Origin of the sequence: Emticicia agri (genome assembly GCF_004168285.1) — a bacterium.
Lineage (GTDB): Bacteria > Bacteroidota > Bacteroidia > Cytophagales > Spirosomataceae > Emticicia > Emticicia agri.
The window spans coordinates 42,925-62,724 of record NZ_SEWF01000031.1 but is presented as its reverse complement, the minus strand read 5'-3'; the positions used below and the strand labels follow the sequence as shown (position 1 = coordinate 62,724).

14 protein-coding genes and 1 riboswitch are annotated in these 19,800 nt (G+C 39.5%); of the genes, 2 read left to right on the top strand and 12 right to left on the bottom strand.

Annotated features, from left to right (window positions below; translation table 11 throughout):
- Nucleotides 1-35 precede the first annotated feature (35 nt).
- From EWM59_RS18825 to EWM59_RS18810, 4 genes are all read right to left on the bottom strand, one after another.
- The gene (locus EWM59_RS18825) at nt 36-1,052 is read right to left on the bottom strand and encodes a PorP/SprF family type IX secretion system membrane protein (RefSeq protein ID WP_130022802.1); all 1,017 of its coding nucleotides are present in this window, start codon (nt 1,050-1,052) and stop codon (nt 36-38) included.
- A 342-nt stretch (nt 1,053-1,394) separates the two neighbouring features.
- On the bottom strand, nt 1,395-11,501 hold the full coding sequence (locus EWM59_RS18820) for an SdrD B-like domain-containing protein (RefSeq protein WP_130022801.1): 10,107 nt from the start codon (nt 11,499-11,501) through the stop codon (nt 1,395-1,397).
- Nucleotides 11,502-11,878: 377 nt separating this feature from the next.
- Nucleotides 11,879-12,088: a hypothetical protein gene (locus EWM59_RS18815; protein WP_130022800.1), complete on the bottom strand. Its 210-nt coding sequence runs from the start codon at nt 12,086-12,088 to the stop codon at nt 11,879-11,881.
- Nucleotides 12,089-12,114: 26 nt separating this feature from the next.
- Nucleotides 12,115-12,558 (bottom strand): SRPBCC family protein, encoded by a 444-nt coding sequence (locus tag EWM59_RS18810; RefSeq protein ID WP_229239390.1) that lies wholly within the window; start codon nt 12,556-12,558, stop codon nt 12,115-12,117.
- A 203-nt stretch (nt 12,559-12,761) separates the two neighbouring features.
- Here EWM59_RS18810 and EWM59_RS18805 point away from each other — a divergent pair, with 203 nt between their 5' ends.
- Nucleotides 12,762-13,733 carry a GlxA family transcriptional regulator gene (locus EWM59_RS18805; RefSeq protein ID WP_130022799.1) on the top strand — a complete coding sequence of 324 codons (972 nt, stop codon included), beginning with the start codon at nt 12,762-12,764 and terminating at the stop codon, nt 13,731-13,733.
- A gap of 97 nt (nt 13,734-13,830) precedes the next feature.
- Here EWM59_RS18805 and EWM59_RS18800 read toward each other — a convergent pair whose 3' ends face one another.
- The 3 genes from EWM59_RS18800 to EWM59_RS18790 are packed head-to-tail and all read right to left on the bottom strand — an operon-like array spanning nt 13,831 to nt 15,216.
- Nucleotides 13,831-14,202 carry a DUF1801 domain-containing protein gene (locus tag EWM59_RS18800; protein ID WP_130022798.1) on the bottom strand — a complete coding sequence of 124 codons (372 nt, stop codon included), beginning with the start codon at nt 14,200-14,202 and terminating at the stop codon, nt 13,831-13,833.
- Nucleotides 14,203-14,210: 8 nt separating this feature from the next.
- A complete protein-coding gene (locus EWM59_RS18795; RefSeq protein ID WP_130022797.1) occupies nt 14,211-14,786 on the bottom strand; it encodes a dihydrofolate reductase family protein in 576 nt (191 codons plus the stop codon).
- A gap of 16 nt (nt 14,787-14,802) precedes the next feature.
- Nucleotides 14,803-15,216, bottom strand: a complete 414-nt coding sequence (locus EWM59_RS18790) for a pentapeptide repeat-containing protein (protein ID WP_130022796.1) — start codon at nt 15,214-15,216, stop codon at nt 14,803-14,805.
- Between the two features lie 115 nt (nt 15,217-15,331).
- Here EWM59_RS18790 and EWM59_RS18785 point away from each other — a divergent pair, with 115 nt between their 5' ends.
- Complete coding sequence (locus tag EWM59_RS18785; RefSeq protein WP_130022795.1) at nt 15,332-16,309, top strand: GlxA family transcriptional regulator; 978 nt, start codon at nt 15,332-15,334, stop codon at nt 16,307-16,309.
- 7 nt (nt 16,310-16,316) lie between these two features.
- Here EWM59_RS18785 and EWM59_RS18780 read toward each other — a convergent pair whose 3' ends face one another.
- The 5 genes from EWM59_RS18780 to EWM59_RS18760 form a co-directional block, all read right to left on the bottom strand.
- Entirely contained in the window at nt 16,317-16,655 is a 339-nt protein-coding gene (locus EWM59_RS18780) for a DUF6984 family protein (RefSeq protein WP_130022794.1), read from the bottom strand.
- A gap of 1 nt (nt 16,656) precedes the next feature.
- Complete coding sequence (locus EWM59_RS18775) at nt 16,657-17,124, bottom strand: CYTH domain-containing protein (protein WP_130022793.1); 468 nt, start codon at nt 17,122-17,124, stop codon at nt 16,657-16,659.
- A 107-nt stretch (nt 17,125-17,231) separates the two neighbouring features.
- Nucleotides 17,232-18,533: a voltage-gated chloride channel family protein gene (locus tag EWM59_RS18770; RefSeq protein ID WP_207220022.1), complete on the bottom strand. Its 1,302-nt coding sequence runs from the start codon at nt 18,531-18,533 to the stop codon at nt 17,232-17,234.
- A gap of 27 nt (nt 18,534-18,560) precedes the next feature.
- Nucleotides 18,561-18,627, bottom strand: a riboswitch (Fluoride riboswitch).
- 86 nt (nt 18,628-18,713) lie between these two features.
- The gene (locus EWM59_RS18765) at nt 18,714-19,148 is read right to left on the bottom strand and encodes a carboxymuconolactone decarboxylase family protein (protein WP_130022792.1); all 435 of its coding nucleotides are present in this window, start codon (nt 19,146-19,148) and stop codon (nt 18,714-18,716) included.
- 77 nt (nt 19,149-19,225) lie between these two features.
- On the bottom strand, nt 19,226-19,798 hold the full coding sequence (locus EWM59_RS18760; protein WP_130022791.1) for a Crp/Fnr family transcriptional regulator: 573 nt from the start codon (nt 19,796-19,798) through the stop codon (nt 19,226-19,228).
- Nucleotides 19,799-19,800 lie beyond the last annotated feature (2 nt).

The following is a 19,800-nucleotide window of genomic DNA, read 5'->3' as shown; positions in this document are numbered from 1 at the left end:
TTACACCTGCCGATGTATAAACTTAAGATTATTTATTAGAAATATCTTGGGGTTAAGATTTTATTCTTAGCATAGCCAAACTCATATCTAAGCATGGCTTCATGGGTTGGAATCCCAATCACACGGTCGATACCTTTTTTACTTGGGTCATTAAGTCGGTTAGCGGTGAAATCATACGCATAACCAAGTCTGAATTGAGGAGTTAGCTGTAATTCTAACATTCCAACAGCAGCATCAAAACCTTCGGTCTGGCTAAAGCTCTGGAACTGACCAATTCTTCCGGAGATACCAAATGAGATTTTATCTTTTATCCAGAAATTCAAATTTCCGTCAAAGCCTAATGGAGTACCTTCTGTATAACGAATCATCGTTGAAGGCTTGATTTTAAAGTTTCCTTTTCCTATCACAAAACCCATCATCAGGAAGAAGTGGCGTTGTGTACGGCTTTTCTTCACAGAGTCTGATTTTGAATAATTATAATTAGAAAGTGGGTTTTGCAAAATCTGAGGACATGAAAAACCTAAATAACTGCGGTCGTTGCTCAGGTATACACCACCACCTACGTTAGGCAGAATTTTGTTAATATCGTAGTTGCCGCTGAATACATTATCGCCACCGGCAATATTCTTGGCATCAGACAAAGCCCAACGGATATTCACTGCGCCGCCTTGTACGCCAAAAGCCAATGTTGAGCGAGGCCCGACCTTGACACGATACGAATAAGTAAGATAAATACCAGTATTTTTAGCAAGCCCGATGCCATCATAAGAGGCCTGTAAGCCGAGCCCCATTTTCTCACTGCTGATAGGCATATCCATAGAGAAAGTGTAAGTAGTGGGGGCTCCTGGAACACCTATCCACTGATAACGTCCGAGGGCAGTCAAACTTAATACATCACGACTACCAGCATAAGCCGGATTGATAGCCATTGTATTAAACATGTACTGTGAAAACATCGCTTCCTGTTGCGCGTAGGAGTGAAAAGATACAGAGAATAGCCCTACGAAAAATAGCGTAGCTAACCTGCTTTTCAGGTTTGTAAAGTTTTTCATATTTTACTCAATTAATAGTAAAGACTTAGATAAAACTTTGTCTAAGCCCAATTATACTCAATAGCTAAACAAAGTTACATTAAGAATTTTAATTATCAAATTTTTTTCATTTATCATCAAAATAATTAAATTTTGAGGTTTTTTTGCACAAAATATCCTCTTTTTCTTGTCTCCTGACAAGTTCCTTTGTTTATATTTTCCTCTGTAAAAACACCTGAAACAACATGCTAAAACTGTTAAGGTTCAGTTGAAATCAAAGTGATTTTCCGGTTAAAATTTCTTTGTTTTATAAGTTTATGAGTGAACCTGAAAACTCTTGTTCACTCATAACTTTTTATATGATTATCGGGCAATTGTAATAAAACCAATTACCGGTTTTCCTTCCCATTTTCCTTCAGCCTGTACTACATAGTAATAAGTGCCGTCTGGAACATCTTTGCCGTCGCTTAGTAATACCAGCCCATTATTGGCTTTTCCATCCCAACCTTCAGACTTACCATAGTCTTCGTTTTTATAGACTAAGCTACCCCAACGGTTATATATATAGATGCTTGCTTTAACATTGGTTTTGTTGATATTTTCGATAAAGAACTTATCACCTACGCCATCGTTATTAGGAGAAAAACCTCCCGGAATAATCGCTGTTGCTGTATCATTTGGTGTCGGAATCTCATCTCCGATAGTTATCAGCGTTGGCGCACTATTATTGCCCGGATTACCGTCGCCGTCAGGGTCTGGGTCAGTTCCGGTCTGAGAAACATCTCTTATGGTAGCAGTGGTATCTCTGGCACTACCGTAGGCACTATTAGCAAAAATAACAGCCTCTTGTTTTTCAGTTACAACCCTTAATTTCAACTCTAAGGTATCTGAAGCTCCCGGTGCCAGCGAACTGCTATCGGCAATCAACATGGTGGTTATTCCGGTTGTTTCAATGGTTCGTCCATTAAAGTCTGGGTTCAGTTTCAACTGACTACCTGCGCTCAAAGTTGGCGGTGCGGCAATAATATAATTGCTGCTATCGTCGGCTGAGAATACGTGGTCAAGGCTATCACTTAGCTGTACATTTGTGAGTGTACGTGTGCTATAGTTTTTGATAACAAATCTATAAGTCAGATTATAGGTTTTGTCTGCATTAGGAATGGTATCTAACAGAGCTGATTTTGCAATACCCAGTACAGTTGTAGTACTTGGAATAATACCATCTATAGTAATTGGAGTAGCAATACTGTTATCTTTCGGATTGCCATTACCATCAGGATCCGGGTCTGTACCGTTGGTTGATAAGTCGTCAACCGATTTATTGGTTGGATATTTACCTATAGCTAATGCCTGATTGGCAAAAGAATTAGTACCCTCTGAAAGCGTTACACGTGTAAAGACTGTGATATTACGGGTAGTATTCTTAGGAAGTGTACTTAATGTATCAACTAATAAATTAATCAGGTTACCACGTCCGGTATAAGAAGTATCTACTGTAAATCCGGCATCTGCTGTTACACTAACCGAATCAATTCTCACGCTGTCTCCAAAGGTTACCGCAAGGTTATCCTGTACCTGAACACCTGTGAAGTCGGTTTTTCCGTAGTTTTTCACTTTAAACTTAAAGGTAACATCGTAGGTACGGTCAGTTACTTTAGTTGGTTCAGTAGCTTCTTTAGAGATACCAATCATGACTTCAGGCACGCTGTTGAAGTTGATAACCGTGGGGGTACTTCCTGCCGGATCCGGATTAATGCCATCATTAGAAATATCACTGATAGTTAAACCTGCCGGAGTTTTACCCGAAACAATGATAGAGTTTTTAAACGGTCCTAAATTGCCATTCAGTTTTATGTTTACTACCCATTTTACTGTGTCAACTCTGCCTGGAGCTATAATGCTTCCGCTTGTTAGCAGACAAGAGTTAGCAGCACCGTCATAGTTACTATTAGGTACTAATTGTGTTCCTGCACTGATGGTAGGAGCCTGTACAATAGTTGCCTGTACCGGTGCCGGGAATGTGTTTGTCAGCGTATCACATAACATTACGTTCGACAATGTCAGGTTACCACAGTTTTTGATAATTGAACGGAAATACACATTATAACTTCCATCAGCTTGTTTAATCGTATCTTTTACAGACAAGGCAATACCCAGACAAGGAATTTCGATTGAACTCATACCACCGGGGTCTAAGTTCAGGTTGGTCGGATTACTGCCCGGCGCATCAGGATTAGTACCTGCATTTGATAAATCAACTACATTCTCATTGGTACCGCTGGCTAACGTGCCCGAGGCATTTACTACCGCTGTATTAGCAAATAGTTTTATCGTATCAGGTTGTAGATTAATACTGAACAGAAGTGTATCTGTTTGTCCGATAGCTAAAGTACTGCCAGGGAGTGTCAGACGGGTATCTGTTGTACCATTAAATGCACTATTGATCACTAACTGGCTGCCAGCATTTTTAACCGGAGACCCTAATACGGTAAATGTAGCCGGTAAATTGAATGTTTTTGATAATGTGTCTGTCAGTACTACATTGGTTAAAGGTAATGAGCCATTATTTTTAACCAATAACTGATAAGTAACATCATATGAGCCATTTGTTTTCTTGGTACTGTCTGATACAATTTTGGCTAACCCAATGCTTGGGCTCTTATATAGTCTTACAACGGTTGGTTCCGCACTTGGTTTATCAATATAAGGACCATTGTTTGATACATCAGATACATCATCAGAAATACCGAATATTGTCATTCCTGTAGCCTTGACAATCGCATTGGTACTGAATGGCCCTTGATTGCCATTTGGTACAATGTTGATAACAAAGGTTATCGTATCAGTTACACCAGCTTCTATTTCGCTACCAGTCGGAATGGTAAGATTCAGGTCAGATGAACCAGTGAAATTATCATTTGGTATAATCTTGCTTCCTGCACCTACTGTTGGTTTCTGAATAATGGTATAAGTAACCGGAGAAGGGAACATGACAGCAAGGTTCTGGGTAACCTCCACGTTTTCTAATTTCACGTTTCCGCAGGCTTCAACAAATGCACGGAAAGTTACATTGTAGCTACCATTTGCCTGACGGGTTGTATCGGCTGCCAATGACATAGCTGTACAGATTTCCTGACAGGTAGCACAATTAATATCCCAATGACTGATGTTATTGGTAAGAATTGGGTCAACCTGGTCAAGTTTAGTAATCTTGGCTATGTTTCTGATAGTACCTGCTTTGGTAGTTTTGGCTGTATATGTGTAAGTCTTAACAGCTCCGCCAGGGAATGTACCTATCACACTTACCAATGAGTCTGTACCGAAAGCTGTAAGGCCTGGGGTAGCAGAAGTAATGGTAATACCTTTTGGTAGAATATTAGTGATATGCACATTAGTGGCTGTGTGCATGGTATTATTAGTTACTGTAATGGTATAAGTCAGCGGGTCGCCTACGCCTAATTCAACCCTTGAACCTACGATAGTAATGCCTAATTCAACGCTGGCAGTATCGCCGGGAGGTGTAGTACATGTATCAATAGCTACTACAATTGGTGCACTTGGGCTGTAGCAACCTATGGCACTTTTCTCAAATACATAATAAGTGCCTGCTCCAACGGCTGTTGCGTTAGTCAACAACGGTGAATTGAGCGTAGCACCTGTATGGAATTCAAATACTCCACCCGGTGTTCTAGGCGCACTTGTAACGGCATTGGTAAGATTGACTGTAGTAGACGGACAAGTATTTTTAGCTGTTGCTACCACCGATGGAGCATCTATGGTATCGTTGGCTACTACATTAATTACATTCGAACCTAATGATGAACAACCCTGAGCATTTAGTAATTTAACAGAGTAAGTGCCTGATGTTTTTACTACAATAGATTTTGTTGTATCTCCGGTACTCCATACACGAGGTCCGGTTTGTGCAACAGTTAGTATTACCGAGTCTCCGGCACAGATATTAGGCGATTTGTTGCTTGAGATAGTTGGTGTAGTAGATACGCCATTGAGTGTAACTCTGATACTATCGGTTGCTGCCTTACATGGGCCGTTGCCATCAGGGTCATTGGTAGTCAGTGTAAAATGTACAAAGCCTCTTGCTATATCCTGACTTGTATAGTTGTATTTTGTATTCAGACTCAGTGCATTATCAAACGAGCCAGTACCATCGCTTGTCCAGGTAGAACTTTGTGCCGAACCCCCGATTTTTCCTTTCAGGGTAAAGAACGTAGAGTTGATACACACAGTAGAATCGACTCCTGCATTAGCTGTAGCCGGACTGGTGGCACAAGAGGTAGTATCGTTACAAGAAATAATCTGTACATTAATTCTGCTTCCTTCGCTGAAACAACCATTGCCTGCTTTTTCAAATACGTAGTATGAGCCTGTTCCTACTGATGAAGGATTGGCAACTACAGCCGAATCAGGGCTGTTAAATGCACGGAAAGTAAATGTTCCGCCTACTGAAGACAAGGCACTCGTTACGCCTGTAGTTAAGTCCACATGGGTAAACGGACATACATTCACAAGGTCTTTGGTGGTTGGTTTTTTCAGCCCTGAGCCATTAACCTGTATAGTAATGGTATTTGATTTTTCACTTTGACATTTTCCGGCATCACAAATTGCCCAGTAACTGGTTACAGTTGAAGGCGATACATTAATAACAGCACCTACTTGTCCGTCAGACCACTTAACAGTACCCACGCAACCTGCGGCTTCTAAAGTAGTTGAACTACCACCACAAACCTGTGGTTTTTTACAGCTAACCAAAGGAGGGGCAGGACTACCTACGTTAACAGTAGCAGCGGCAGATGGGGCACTTTCGCAAGAACCTATTTTACATTTTACAGTATAAACTGTTGTTTCTTCCGGACTTACCACAATTGAAGAAGTGGTTTGTCCGTTCGACCACACAAATGTTCCCAAACAACCAATGGCTTTCAAGGTAAGTGTATCGCCTTTACATATTCTTGGTCTTGCACAAGTACAGGCAATAATTGGTGCCTCTGGTTGTGCAGTAACTGTAATAGTTAATTTAGCTGATTCGTCGCTTGTACAAGAGCCTTGTGCGGCTTTACAAACGGCGGTATATTCAGTAGTAGTAACCGGATTTACTGTTATTGTGCTTCCGGTAAGTCCGTTAGACCAGATTACATTACCATTACAACCTGTTGAAGAAAGTGTTGCGGCATTGCCAATACAAATGGTTGTCTGATTGGCGCTTATGACCGGTTTATTGAGTTTACCTATGGTAACAGTAATATTATTTGATTTTTCGCTTTCACAATTACCTATTTTACAAGCGGCTGCAAATACAACAGTGTTTGTTACATTTACTGTAATGCTTGACCCGGTTTGCATATTTGACCAGATTACTGTGCCTGTACAACCTGTAGCTGTTAATGTTATTTCACCGCTTGCACATAGATTCGTATTAGATGCCGAGATAACTGGAGCTACATTGGTTTCAGTATTTACAGTAATGGCTTTGGAGGCTACAGCTTCGCAAGTTCCGGCAGAACAGATAACAGAGTAAGTAATGGATGCCACAGGGTCAACAGTGATGCTGCTGGTGGTCTGACCATTGCTCCATAACAGAGAACCCGAACAGCCTGAGGCTGTAAGCGTAGATGAATCTCCTGAACAGAGAATTTCTTTAGTGGCTGTTATAACAGGCACAGCTGTAGATACAGTTACTGTATCTGCCGCAGAAGTAACACTATTGCAACCATTAACATTACAGATAGCGGTATAAAAAGTAGTGATTGTTGGACTTACTGTAATAGTTGCGGTTGTAGCACCTGTACTCCATGTAACTATACCATCGCAATTATGCGCTGTCAATACTACTGACTCGCCTGCACATATCTGGTCTTTTGCACTTGCAATAACCGGAGCCGCAGGTTGGGGTTTTACAGTAATAGTTTTAGACGCCTTGGCACTGCAACCTCCGCTTACACAGGTAACTTCATAAGTAGTGGTATTAACTGGAGAAACTGCAATGGCAGAACTGCTTACACCATTAGACCATACTAAAGTACCACTGCAACCTGTAGCCGTCAGGTTTACATTCCCTCCTGCACATACTACATCTTCATTGGCACTAATACCCGGAGTTTCGGCTGCCGGAGAAACAGTGATGGTAATAGGTGCAGAAGTCTGACTGCCACAACCACTTGACGAACAAGTAGCACTGTAAGTACCTGTTGTACCAGGCATAACGCTTATAGAACTTCCGGTTGAACCATTCGACCAGGTTATATTGCCGCTACATCCGTTGGCTGTAAGCACTACGGTTTCGCCATTACAGATAGCATTTTTGCTCGCTGAAATGGTTGGCGCATTGCCTGCAGTACCGATAGTAATCGTAATCGGGTTCGATATATTACTTGTACAGGTATTGGTTTTACAGGTAGCTGTATAAGTAGTATTAGTGGTAGGGCTCACTGTTATGCTTGAAGCGGTGGTGCCGTTAGACCAGATTACACTACCCGTACACAAAGTAGCTGTGAGAGTTACACTTCCTCCAGTACAAATAGTATTATTAGGGGCATTAGAAGTAATAACCGGAGCCACTATTACATTTACTACTACTGATATTGGGTTTGAATTGACACTGATACAATCATTAGTAATTTTACATTTGGCTGTATAACTTGTTGAACTTGTCGGGCTAAGTGTAATAGAATTACCTGTATCGCCTGTTGACCATACCACCGTACCTGTACAACCTACTGAAGTAAGTGTGATGCTTTCTCCGGTACAGATGTAGGGATTTAAGGTAGCAATCAAAGGAACAGGAGGATTACAAGCACCAGGAGTGATGGTTATATCTGCATCGTCGGTATCATCTTCTCCGTTTCCTGTGCCATTATTAGGGGTCGAATCATTGTCTTTCTGGTCTGATTTGGTAATCTGAGCCCAGTTTTTAATTGTTCCCGTTGTGGCAGTTACTCTGGCAACTATCTGGAAAGTTGAAGCATAACCTACTTTTATTTCATTAAATTTAGCTGTTACGGTATCGCCTGAAGTAGTAATATTGTCGGCTCCTGTAGCAGTAATTATAGTTAATCCATCAGGAACTATATCTTTTACTTCAATATTGGTAGCAGGATTTGAACCATTGTTGATAACCGTTACATAATAAGTGATTAACTCACCAGTAGTGGCAGTGGTCTTATTGACAGTTTTATCTAAGCTCAGGTCAGCAATAATTTCATTTGCAATTGGTGAAATAATTACTTTACTGTTGTCATCTTCTGAAGTAGTAGAAGCATTACCCGGAGTAGAGTCAATATCTTTCTGGTCGGCTTTGCTTACCTGAGCAAAGTTTATTTTATCTCCTGGCGATGTTACTTTTACCAGATAATCTAAGGTAATGGTTTGCCCTGCTGCAATATTAGAAATTGTGGCAGTAAGCATATCGCCATTTTTGGTAAAGAACGCACTTGATAAGAACTCCAGACCTGTTGGCATCTGGTCTTCAATCTCTACATTAGTTGCTGCATGAGGACCCGCGTTTGTAACTTTAATTGTATAAATAATATCATCCCATACTTTAGGAGTAGTAGTACTTACAATTTTAGTCAGGCTTAAATCAATGAGTGTATCACAGTTTTTCAGATTAACTGTTAACATTCTTGGCGGACTAAAGCAACCTGCCCCTGATTTTTCGAATAAATAGTAAACACCTGCCCCTACAGCTGATGGTGTTGATACCAGAGGCGATTTTTCACTGGCCGTAGTATGCCATTCAAAAGTACCACCCGGTGTAGTTGCACCGTTAATTACATAATCATTCAGATTAATAGTTTTTCCGATACACTCATCTACTACTCCCGCACAAGATGGAAGTGACGGACGAGCATTGACTACAATCACTACCGGCTGACGAGAATTAGGACAGCCTGGGCTTATTCCGTCGATCTCGGCATAGTAAGTAGTAGTAGTAGTAGGATAGACCAGATGAGACTCGTCGCTATTGGTAGTAAATGCCGGAGTACCATTGATAGCCGCTAAATACCACTTGATAGGGGCGTTGTTACTGGTAATACCTTTTATAAAAGTAGAGTCGCCCACACAAATATCACCATCAATGGTAGAAACTGCGAGTGTAGGACAAGCGACGGTCTGGTGGATAGCCGCATCTATTGATAAAATATCTTTTTTGGTGTTATCGGTTGGGTCAATGCTGATTTTTGCTGAATATCCTGTAGTAGGATTAAAATCGCTGTCAGCAGTATCATTACCACCTTTGTCTATCATTTCAGAGATAGCACTACCTGCCGGAAGAGAGGCTGTAATGATTTGCACTACATAGCCGCCCAGTGCTAAACCACTAAACAAGTAGAAACCATTGTTATCGGTAGTATCAGCTTTTAAAACATTACCTGTTGGAGAACCGTCGTTAGCCGCAGCATATAGGTGCAGAATAACACCTCCTAAACCAGACTCGTCCATATCCTGAACCCCATCATTATCGGTATCTTTCCATACATAATCACCGATTGAGCCAAGTGGATTATAGATGGCTGCATCAATTGTCAGGTTATCTTTATTAAGTGGATTAGACTCATTTTCGGGGTCTAATGTGATTTTGCCACTTAAACCTGTAGTGCTATTAAAATCGCTGTCAACTATATCATCACTGCCACTATTGATAAGCGTACTTATTACAGAACCTGCTGGCAATGAACTTGTCAATAGTTTTACTACATAAGCACCTTTAATCAGGTTGCTGAATTTGAATAAACCGTTGACATTGGTTGTATCTTTTGCCAGGGCAGTACCCACGGGGTTTCCGGAAGCATCAGCCGAATATAATTCTAAAATTACATTGTTTAAACCTACTTCACCACCATCCTGAATACCATTATTATTATTATCGTTCCATACAAAGTCTCCTATACTGCCTACCGGAGTATATAAGGCCGCATCTACAGTAAGATTATCTTTTTTGTTTCCTGTTGAATCAACATGAATGATTACTTTGGTAGAGAATCCGTTTGCGGCAGTAAAATCATTGTCTTTGGTATCATCAGAACCAACATCTTTTTTCTTTGAAATTCTTAGTGTATCTGATAAATTTGAGTCCACTATCTTCACCAGATAGTCGCCAGATAAGAGATTTGAAAAAAGATAATGACCGTTAGTATCAGTAGTATCTTTGCTGATAGCACTGCCTGATACATTTCCTGAACCATTTAAAGTATAGAGTTCTACAATAATGTTTTTGATGCCTGGTTCATTGGTATCTTGCAAGCCATTATCATTTTTATCTTTCCATACCCAATCGCCAATACTACCATAAGGGCCTGCAATGACTTGTATGGCACAACAGCCTTGTCCGACACATCCGCCTACATTAGAAGTAAAAGTATAATTGCCTATGGCTTTGATGGTAAGTGATGTGTCGGTATTTACTACTGCCTCAGGGGTACTTTCGATGATTTCTGTACCATTTCTGAACCATTGCACAATGGTACCAGTTTTCTTATAAGCACTTGGTACAAAAACAGTATATTGTTCGCCCGGATAAATCAAAAGCGGAACAGAAGAACAAACCGTAGTAATATCATCTTCACCAAGGTCATTGTTACCCGGAGTAGAATCAGAGTCGGTATCTCCACCGCCTATTGAGTTAATTTCAGCAATATTAAAATACACACCCCTTTGTGTAACAGTTCCCACTAATTCTAAACTTACCGAATCGCCTGCTGCAAGGGTTGCTATATTCCACAAGCCCTCGCCGGTACCTGTGTTATGAGTAAAACCTGCCCCGCCTGTATTGCTTGTAAGGGTAACACCGCCAATCGGGAAAGTATTTTTTACCACAATGCTGTTAGCAGTAGTAGCACCTTCGTTCTTTAACCAGAGTATATATTTAATTGAACTCCCTAAACTTGGCGCTGAGTTATCAATGATGCTGCGTAATGATAAATCTACGGTAGCAAATTTCTTTGCAGAAACCCCTAAAACGGAGAAAAGCACCAACAGAATTGTTGTTGCGGCACCTCTGAAAAATGAAGGATTTACCGGAGGGTCATTTTCTTTGTAAGCATTTTTATAAACAAGATTTGACTCAGAAAGGCAAGGTTTCCATTCTTTGGTTTCTTCATCAAATATGCTTGCTATCTGATAGGTCTTGGTAGAACTTGTTGACTGAACCACAGCGGCACTTGTATCTGACACTAATTTTGCTTTGATAGGCAATAGCTGATTAAGCTCATTTGCTTGCAAAGAATGTGGATACTCTTCTTCCGGATAAGGCTCATTATTAGTTACTCTATCCGAAAATAAACTATCTGAAGCAATAGTTGCCGGAGCTTTGTAAATGGATTTTTGACCCAACTTTTTCAGATAAATACCAACGGACGTACTGATTTTTTTTAAAAGTACAAATACGTTAATAGGTGTAGAAGTATTTCCTGCAAAATGTTCTCTTTTGTTTGTGGTAAATATATGTCTCATCTGCAAATATTTTTAATATTTACTTACTAATTGGGTTAATCCCACTCAATAGCATATTGTAATCTACATAGTAATATCTAAAACTGTGCCAAAGTTTTTTGTACGGTATAAGTGCTAAATTCGTTTTTTGCGAATGTTCTTAATATTATGCTAATTTATGGCATAATTTTCTATGTGAAAATTAATGAATAACTAAAATTGTGCCAAAGTTTCAAAAAAAAAGCAGGGGAAATTATTAGGAGAAAAGAATGATAGAGATGAAAACTTAGAAAAATTATATTTTCATTATTTTCTGAAATGGAGAAAAATAGCAGATAAATAGACAAATGAGCCTGAAATAAAGTTCAAATAAAGCCTGAATGACAGGCTTTATTGAGCTATTCTAAAACCTGACATTGGTAGCCATTGGTGTGAATAATGGTGCTGATTCTTTCGTGAGAAATGCTGTCGCCTTCTACTCTTAAAATTTTATCACAATCGTCTAAATCAAAATTTATTTTGAACAAAGGAAAGTGTTCTGCCAAAACTTCAAAAAGTAATATTGCCTGTTTTCTTTCCTGAATATTAGTTTTGAAAACTTCTACCATGATCATGTTAGTTTTATTATAAACATTTACCCTTCCTCGGCCAGCTCTTTTATTTTTAGTAGTGCTTCCTCCCACAATTCCGACATTGTATCAAAAGAGTCTTCCGTCATATCACACTCAATAGCAAGCAATGTTTGACCGTCTTTTGATGTCAGTTGGTAGCTTTCACGTGCTCCGTTGGTGAGTTTTGCGTCTTCACTTTCAAAGTCTTCGGCATGATTGTTTAACATTCCATAATACTCTATTTCCAAAAGCTCATAGGGGGCATGTGCAATGATACGGCCAATAATACCACTTCCTGAGTCGTCAGAAAAGACAACTTTACTGCCCGGTTGCCAGTCGGTTAAAGCATGTGAACCCGGGCTAAAGATTGCCAGCCAGTTTCGGTTATGGTGGTCCTGAATCAGAATCTCCCATACGTGTTCTTTAGTAGAAGCAATTTCAATCGATTTTTTAATAGTCTTCATCATGTTAAAATTAATGTGTGATTATAATGTATTATCCAGCTAATTCCGAAAAACTGTAGGTTGGTTGTTGCTGTGATGACAGAAGTTAAGCGGTGAATTATTGAAACAAAATTATACAATAACTCTCATTTTTATGGGTGTTAAAAAAGTCAATTGTAGGGGGTGTTTGAGACAAATTTTTTGTATTTTTACACAAAAAAAGTGCTATGATAAGCGTAGGTATTTTACTCCCACACGATTACAGATTACTAAGTGTTGCAGCTATTTTAGATGTACTTGAGGCTGCCAATAAAATCTATAAAGCCAATGGAGAAACAGCACCATTTGCTATTCATTTGTATCAGTTGGCAGAACCCGACAGAGATACCATTGGTTTATTTCATGGCTATCAGGTTGCCACAATTCCGCAAGAGAATCCTATTGATTTAATTCTGATTCCTTCGTTCAGCACCGACGATATGGGGCAAACCATTGCCAGAAACCGTGCCTATATTCCCTGGCTTCATCAGCATTTTATGCAAGGTGCCGAAATAGCTACTTTTTGCACCGGAGCTTTTTTATTAGCTGCCAGTGGTTTACTGAATGGAAAGGTGGCTACTACCCATGTAGATGCCTGCGGGGCTTTTGCTGGTGCTTTCCCTGAAGTAGTATTGAGAGGAGATAAGACTGTAACAGAAGACGGCAGACTTTTTACCAGTGGAGGTTCTACTTCTTCGTTTCACCTGTTATTACATTTGGTTCAGAAATACTGTAGCAGAGATGTAGCCGTGAAAATTGCCAAAATTTTTGCTATTGATATGGATAGACAGAACCAAGCGTACTTCAGTACTTTTCAACCTTCACGTGACCACCATGATAATATAGTGGCTATGGTACAACAAAAAATAGAAGACAATTATCAGGAAGCTGAAACGATTGAAGAACTGATAAAAGATATACCTTCAAGCCGAAGAAATGTGTTGAGAAGGTTTAAACAAATTACGGGTATTCCGCCTATTGAATACCTGCAACAGATACGCATAGAAGCAGCAAAAAAACTGTTAGAGCAAACCAACCACCACATGGGCGAGGTGATTTTCAGTTCAGGCTATAATGACCCCAAGGCTTTCCGCAGAATTTTCAGGAAAATTGTGGGAATGACCCCAACGGCTTACAGAGAGAAGTTTCAGAGTAATTGATGTCGGGTTTTTGAGATATGAGTTCTGTATTGTTTTAATAAAAACAAGGCTACAAACCTCAGTCTATAACCCTGTTTTTGTAGTTGTGAAGATTCATTTATTCATCTATGAAACTTATCAGTTCATTCAGAATACGTTCTATTTCTGCTTTATGGGTTTCAATTTCTGCCATATTATGCAAATAAGTCATACGGCGGGAAACATAATCGCCTTCTAAAATAGGTGAACTGATTTTCTCAATAGCCGGATGATGGAAAATGAGATGAACAAGGCTCTGGTTACGTGGATTAAAAGTTACCAGGTCTTCTTTATAATAATAACTTGGCGCCGCCCATTTAATACGCTCGGCAATTTTGCTGCTCGCATTTTTAATGATGGTTCTAACGGCCTCCATCTCGCTTTTTAGCGGATGGTCGAGTTGCGTCATGAACTCCTGTACTTTTTCAGCATCTGATGGTTTCTTAGCCATTTTTATAGTTATTTGGCAGGTACATAATTCAGCACTACAATACCACAAGGGCAAGCCTTGCTTTTGACTAATTCTAAACCGAATTTTTCAGATAAATTTCCGAAAATAGGTTTGCCTTTACCAATAGCAGCAGGATTCAGAAAAATATGATATTCATCAATCAGATTATTCTCAATAAAAGAAGAAACCAGACGGGCACCTCCGTATAGCATCAGGTCGCCACCTTCTTGACTTTTCAGTCTGTTAACAGTTTCAACCAAATCACCGCTTTCTATAATAGTGTTGTTCCAGTCGGCATGCGTAAGCGTTTTTGAAAAAACGTGTTTAGTCATGCTGTCGAAATTCTCAGCAGCAGTTTTATCATCTTCGCTACTTTCAGGGTTAGTCTTAACAGAAGGCCAATATACCGACATGCCTTCGTAAAGAACCCTACCAGCAATAAAAGAGTCTGCCGATGCCATAATTTCTCTTACATAGTCTTTCAGTTCCTCGTCCCAGTTCCATACTGTCCAATCCATTTCTCCGTCAGGACCGCAAACAAATCCGTCAACCGAAACCTGCATCTGTAATTTAATTTTTCTCATGTGTGTAGTATTAAAATTATTGTGTATTCTTTTGTGTGAAATTTTCTAATAAAGTTTCAACAGGAATCCCGTTGATGGTCATGCCTTTCAGGTTACAGTTTTGAATAGCTACATTGGTAAGGTTACAATCCGTAATTGTACTTGCTTCAAAATTACAATTTTCAAACCTCAATGGGGCTTGTCTGACATCAGGGTCATAGGCAGGATGCCCCTCAGGAGGCATACCAATGTTATGAATATAAGCACCTCCCAGACCTGCGCCTTCAATTTCAATATTACTCATATTGGCATTAGTAATCCGGGTACCAGTGAGGTTAACATCGTTGAAAATCAGGTTTTGCAGACTTACGCATTCAAAAGTAGAATTATCAATGCAAACATCTTTTACGGTAATGATGTTTCTGGCATAATCTATATCTATGAGGCTCATGACTGAAAATTTTATGATTGATGTAGGCAAAATTAGGCGGATTTATTAACTTTGAAGTGGTGTAAAAACGACAATAAAAGGGTCAAATCCGCCATTCTATTCAGCCTTTATTCTTATGAAAAATATTACGATTCTTATTCCCGAAAATGCGGTATTAGCCAGTGTTAATGACCCGCGTAATATCTTCACGTCGGTTAATCAATTTCTTCAGGCAGCCGGGAAACCGGCAGCATTCCGGGTGCAGATGGTAGGGCTTACCAAAGAAGTAAAACTCCATGACAATATTTTTACAGTACACGCTGATGCTATCATTGACGAAGTAGAAGAAACCGATATGATATTTGTCCCTGCGCTAAGTGGAGATATGCAAACTGCATTGGAACTGAATAAAGGTTTTTTGCCCTGGATTGTGAAACAATATGAAAATGGAGCAGAAGTAATCAGCCTTTGTATTGGTGCTTTTTTATTGGCTTCTACTGGATTGCTCAACGGAAAAAGGTGCTCTACCCACTGGCTATCGGCCAATGAATTCAGAACGATGTTTCCTCAGGTTGATTTAGTTGATGACAAGATAATTACCGAAGACCAGGGTTTGTATTCGAGTGGTGGTGCCAGTTCTTACTGGAATTTGCTTCTGCATCTGGTTGAAAAAAATGTAAATCGTGAAATGGCTATTAAAGTTGCTAAATATTTTGCCATAGATATTGAAAGAAACAGCCAGGCCTCGTTTATGATATTCAACGGCCAAAAAGGACATGAAGACGATGCCGTAAAAAAAGCACAGGATTTTATTGAAAAGAATTTTGAAGATAAAATTACGCTCGACCAACTGTCTGATATGTTTGCCATCGGTCGCAGAAGCCTTGAACGTCGATTTAAAAAAGCTACCAATAATACAGTGATGGAATATATTCAACGGGTGAAAATTGAAGCCGCCAAAAAACGCTTTGAAACCAGCCGTAAGAATATCACCGAAGTCATGTATGATGTGGGCTATACCGACAATAAGGCATTCAGAAGTACTTTTAAAAAAGTAACGGGCTTATCGCCCATTGCCTATAAAAACAAATATAACCGCAGTGCGCTGTTTTAATTCTTAGCTATTCGGCACTTCTGATACTTACTTTATCGGGTGTTGGGTATTCCAATAATTTTGAGAAATCAACTTTCCAGAAATCTAAATCAAGCAGGCGATTCTGGTGGTCTCTGGTTAGTGTAATTACAACGGGCGTGCCGTCGGTATCGGTATATTTTACCTGTATTAAGTCGCCTGCATAGCCTTCTACATCACCGCCCAGACTGATACTGCCCATTTTGCCACCCTCATATTCTTCTACATATTCATCGTAAGGATAATCAGCCGGATTCAGATTTAATTGCATGAGTAAAAAGCGAATTAACGCTCTTTCATTTTCTCTTATTAATCTTTTTGCGTTCATATTACCAGTTTTTAAAAGGATGAGCCGATAAGTTTGAATTGTAATATCTGTTGTCCCCGGTTACTTCTATGCTTATCCATTCAGGCAGTTCAAAAGATTCTTCTTCGCTTAAAAGTTCTATTTCGGCTACTATTAAGCCATCGTTATCACCCATAAACACATCTACTTCCCAGAGTTTATTCATGTACATTATTTTATACCTGACTTTTGATAGTTCAGATACCGCAAAATTATCTAATAATTCAACCGCCTCTTCTTTGGGTATTTCGTATTCAAACTCGGTTCTTGTCGCTCCCACAGAAGCGCCTTTAATAGTCAGGTAAGCAGTGGTATCGGTTAATCTGACCCTTATGGTTTTATTGGGGTCTTTCAGAATATATCCTTGTCGGTACAATTGTCCCTCAGGTTTTGAGAAATTATGCCATTTATCATGGTGGATTAAATATTTTCTTTCTATTTCTAAGGCCATATCAATAGTTTTAGATTTGTATCACGATTTTTTAAATCGTCTCCTCGTAAATGTGGAATATATATTATGTTATCGTCGAAAACGATTTGAAAAATCGTGATACATTTTCATTCCAACTCGTTCATGCGTTTACCTTTCAGGCTTGCAAATCTACTATGTTTTGGTTCGCCAATCATTTGTTTTTGATAAATACTCGTACGCCCCGACAACAAATAAGCAACAATACAGGCAACGGCCGCGTAAATGCCACATTCATGGCCGAATAATTCTATACCCATCAGCATACAAGCCAAGGGTGTATTGGTAGCTCCGGCAAAAACAGCTACAAAACCCATACCTGTGAGTAAGCCTACCGGCAAAGGAATAATGTATGACAAGGCATTACCTAAAGTGGCACCTATAAAAAACAGCGGTGTTACCTCGCCGCCTTTAAAACCTGCTGCCAGCGTAAGTATAGTAAATGCCATTTTAAGCAAAAAATCGTAGGCGGGTAAAGGTTCATGAAATGCTTGTACGATGGTTGGTATGCCTAAGCCAATATATTTGGTTGTACCCATGAGCCAGATAGCAAGAGCGACGATAACACCTCCGATAAAAGGCCGAAGTGGCGCATAGCTTATTTTTGATTTGAAAAGACTATTTATATAGTGAATAGTTCGGCTAAAAGTAGCTGCGCAGATACCTGCGGCAATACCCACTAATATAGCATAGAGAAGATAAAGAACCGAAACAGCAGGAATAAAACCTATCTGATAAACCGTATGCTGAACCTGACATAGTTTAGTTACTAAATCGGCAATAATAGCAGAGAGAAAAGCAGGCAGTAGAGCATCGTATCTCAGGCGACCTATCAGAAAAAACTCTAACCCAAAAATGGCTCCGGCTAAGGGTGTACCAAAAACAGAACCAAAGCCTGCTGCTACAGCCGCTATCAATAATATTTTTCTCTCGCTTTCAGACAATCTGAAAGGTTTGCTGAACTGGTCGGCAATGGCTCCTGCCATTTGTAAGGCTGTGCCTTCTCTTCCGGCTGACCCTCCTAACAGGTGTGTAACTAAAGTACCAATATAGATAAAAGGGGCCATTCTGAAAGGGATAGTTGTCCTGGGTTGATGAATAGTATCTATCAGTAAATTATTTCCAGCTTCTATGTCTTTGCCTAAGTGTTTGTAAAGTAAGCCAATAATCAGACCACCTAAGGGTAATAAGGCAATGAGCCAAAGGTGTGTTTCCCGAAAATCGGTTACCCAATCGAGTGTAAGCAAGAAAATAGCAGAAGCTATGCCTATGCAAGTACCGATAACCGAACTGATAAAAAGCCATTTTGCTAAATAAGGTATAGCAGGGAATTGTCTGAAAAACAGACGGATTTGAAGAATGATTCTGCGTGATTGTTTGTGAGTTGACATACCAGTTCCTGATTAAATGTGAAACATTTACAATCAGGCGCCATCAGCTTGTTTAAGGCGGTTCAATTAGGAAGACACCATTTCCTTTTTCTTTCTGCAAAAGTACTCATTGTGCTGATATAAAAAACAAAAGCTCTAAGAATACTTGTTTCTTAGAGCTTTGTTTTATTGGAGTAATAATTAATCTAAAGGCAATTCTGTAGTAATGGCTATTCTATTCCAGGCATTAATGGTTACAATAGCCATGATAATAGATGATAAATAATTAGCTCCGAACAATCTTTCTGCTGTTTGATAGGTTTCTTCAGAAACATGATTCTGAATAAGTGTTACCTCTTCTGTTAAAGCTAAAATGGCTCTTTCTTCTTCCGTGTAAAGTGTAGTTTCACGCCAGGCACTTAGCAGATACAGGCGTTGGTCGGTTTCGCCATGTTTCTTTGCTTCCTGGGTGTGCATATTTATACAGTAGGCACACCCATTAATCAGAGAAGCCTTTAGTTTTATTAAATCTTTATGGGTTTTACTTAATTGTGAAGTTTGCAAATAACCTTCTAAGGCATACATAGCTTTATAGGCTGCCGGTTCTACCTGTTGGATATTGATTCTTGTGCTCATTTTGTTTGTGTTTTAATGAACACAAAGGTCGGTAGTAGCTATTTAAAAAAACTTAAACAGGTTTAAGAAATACAGAGTTATATCTTTTTTTTGCGGATTTCACTCAGATATTCGGGTGTAAAGCCCAGATAGGAAGCTAACATATATTGCGGCACACGATTGACGAACTCAGGATGTAAACTCAGAAAATTCCGGTACATATCTTCTCTTGAAAGATTGTAAGTATGTTTGGTGCGTACTTGCGAAGCACCATAAGCCCTCTGAAGGATGAACCTGAAATATCGCTCAATTTTAGGAATTTCTTTTGATAATACTTCCTGTTGTTCGGCTGTAAGTACAAGAATATCAGTATGTTCAATTGCCTGAATATAAAAAAGTGAAGGCTTCTGGCTCAAAAGTGTGGAGTAATCGCTTAGCCACCAGTTTTCGATTGCAAAATTCGTAGTTTGTTCATCACCTTTATCGCTGATAAAAAACATTCTCAGGCAACCTTTTTCTATAAAATAACTGGCTTTGCATAGCTGACCTTCTTTCAATAAATACTCTTTCTTTTTTATGTGCAATTGCTGCACGCAAGCTGTTATGATATTTTCTTCCTGTTCGTCTAAGTCAATGTATTTACGTATATGGTTGAGCAGGCTTATAGACATAT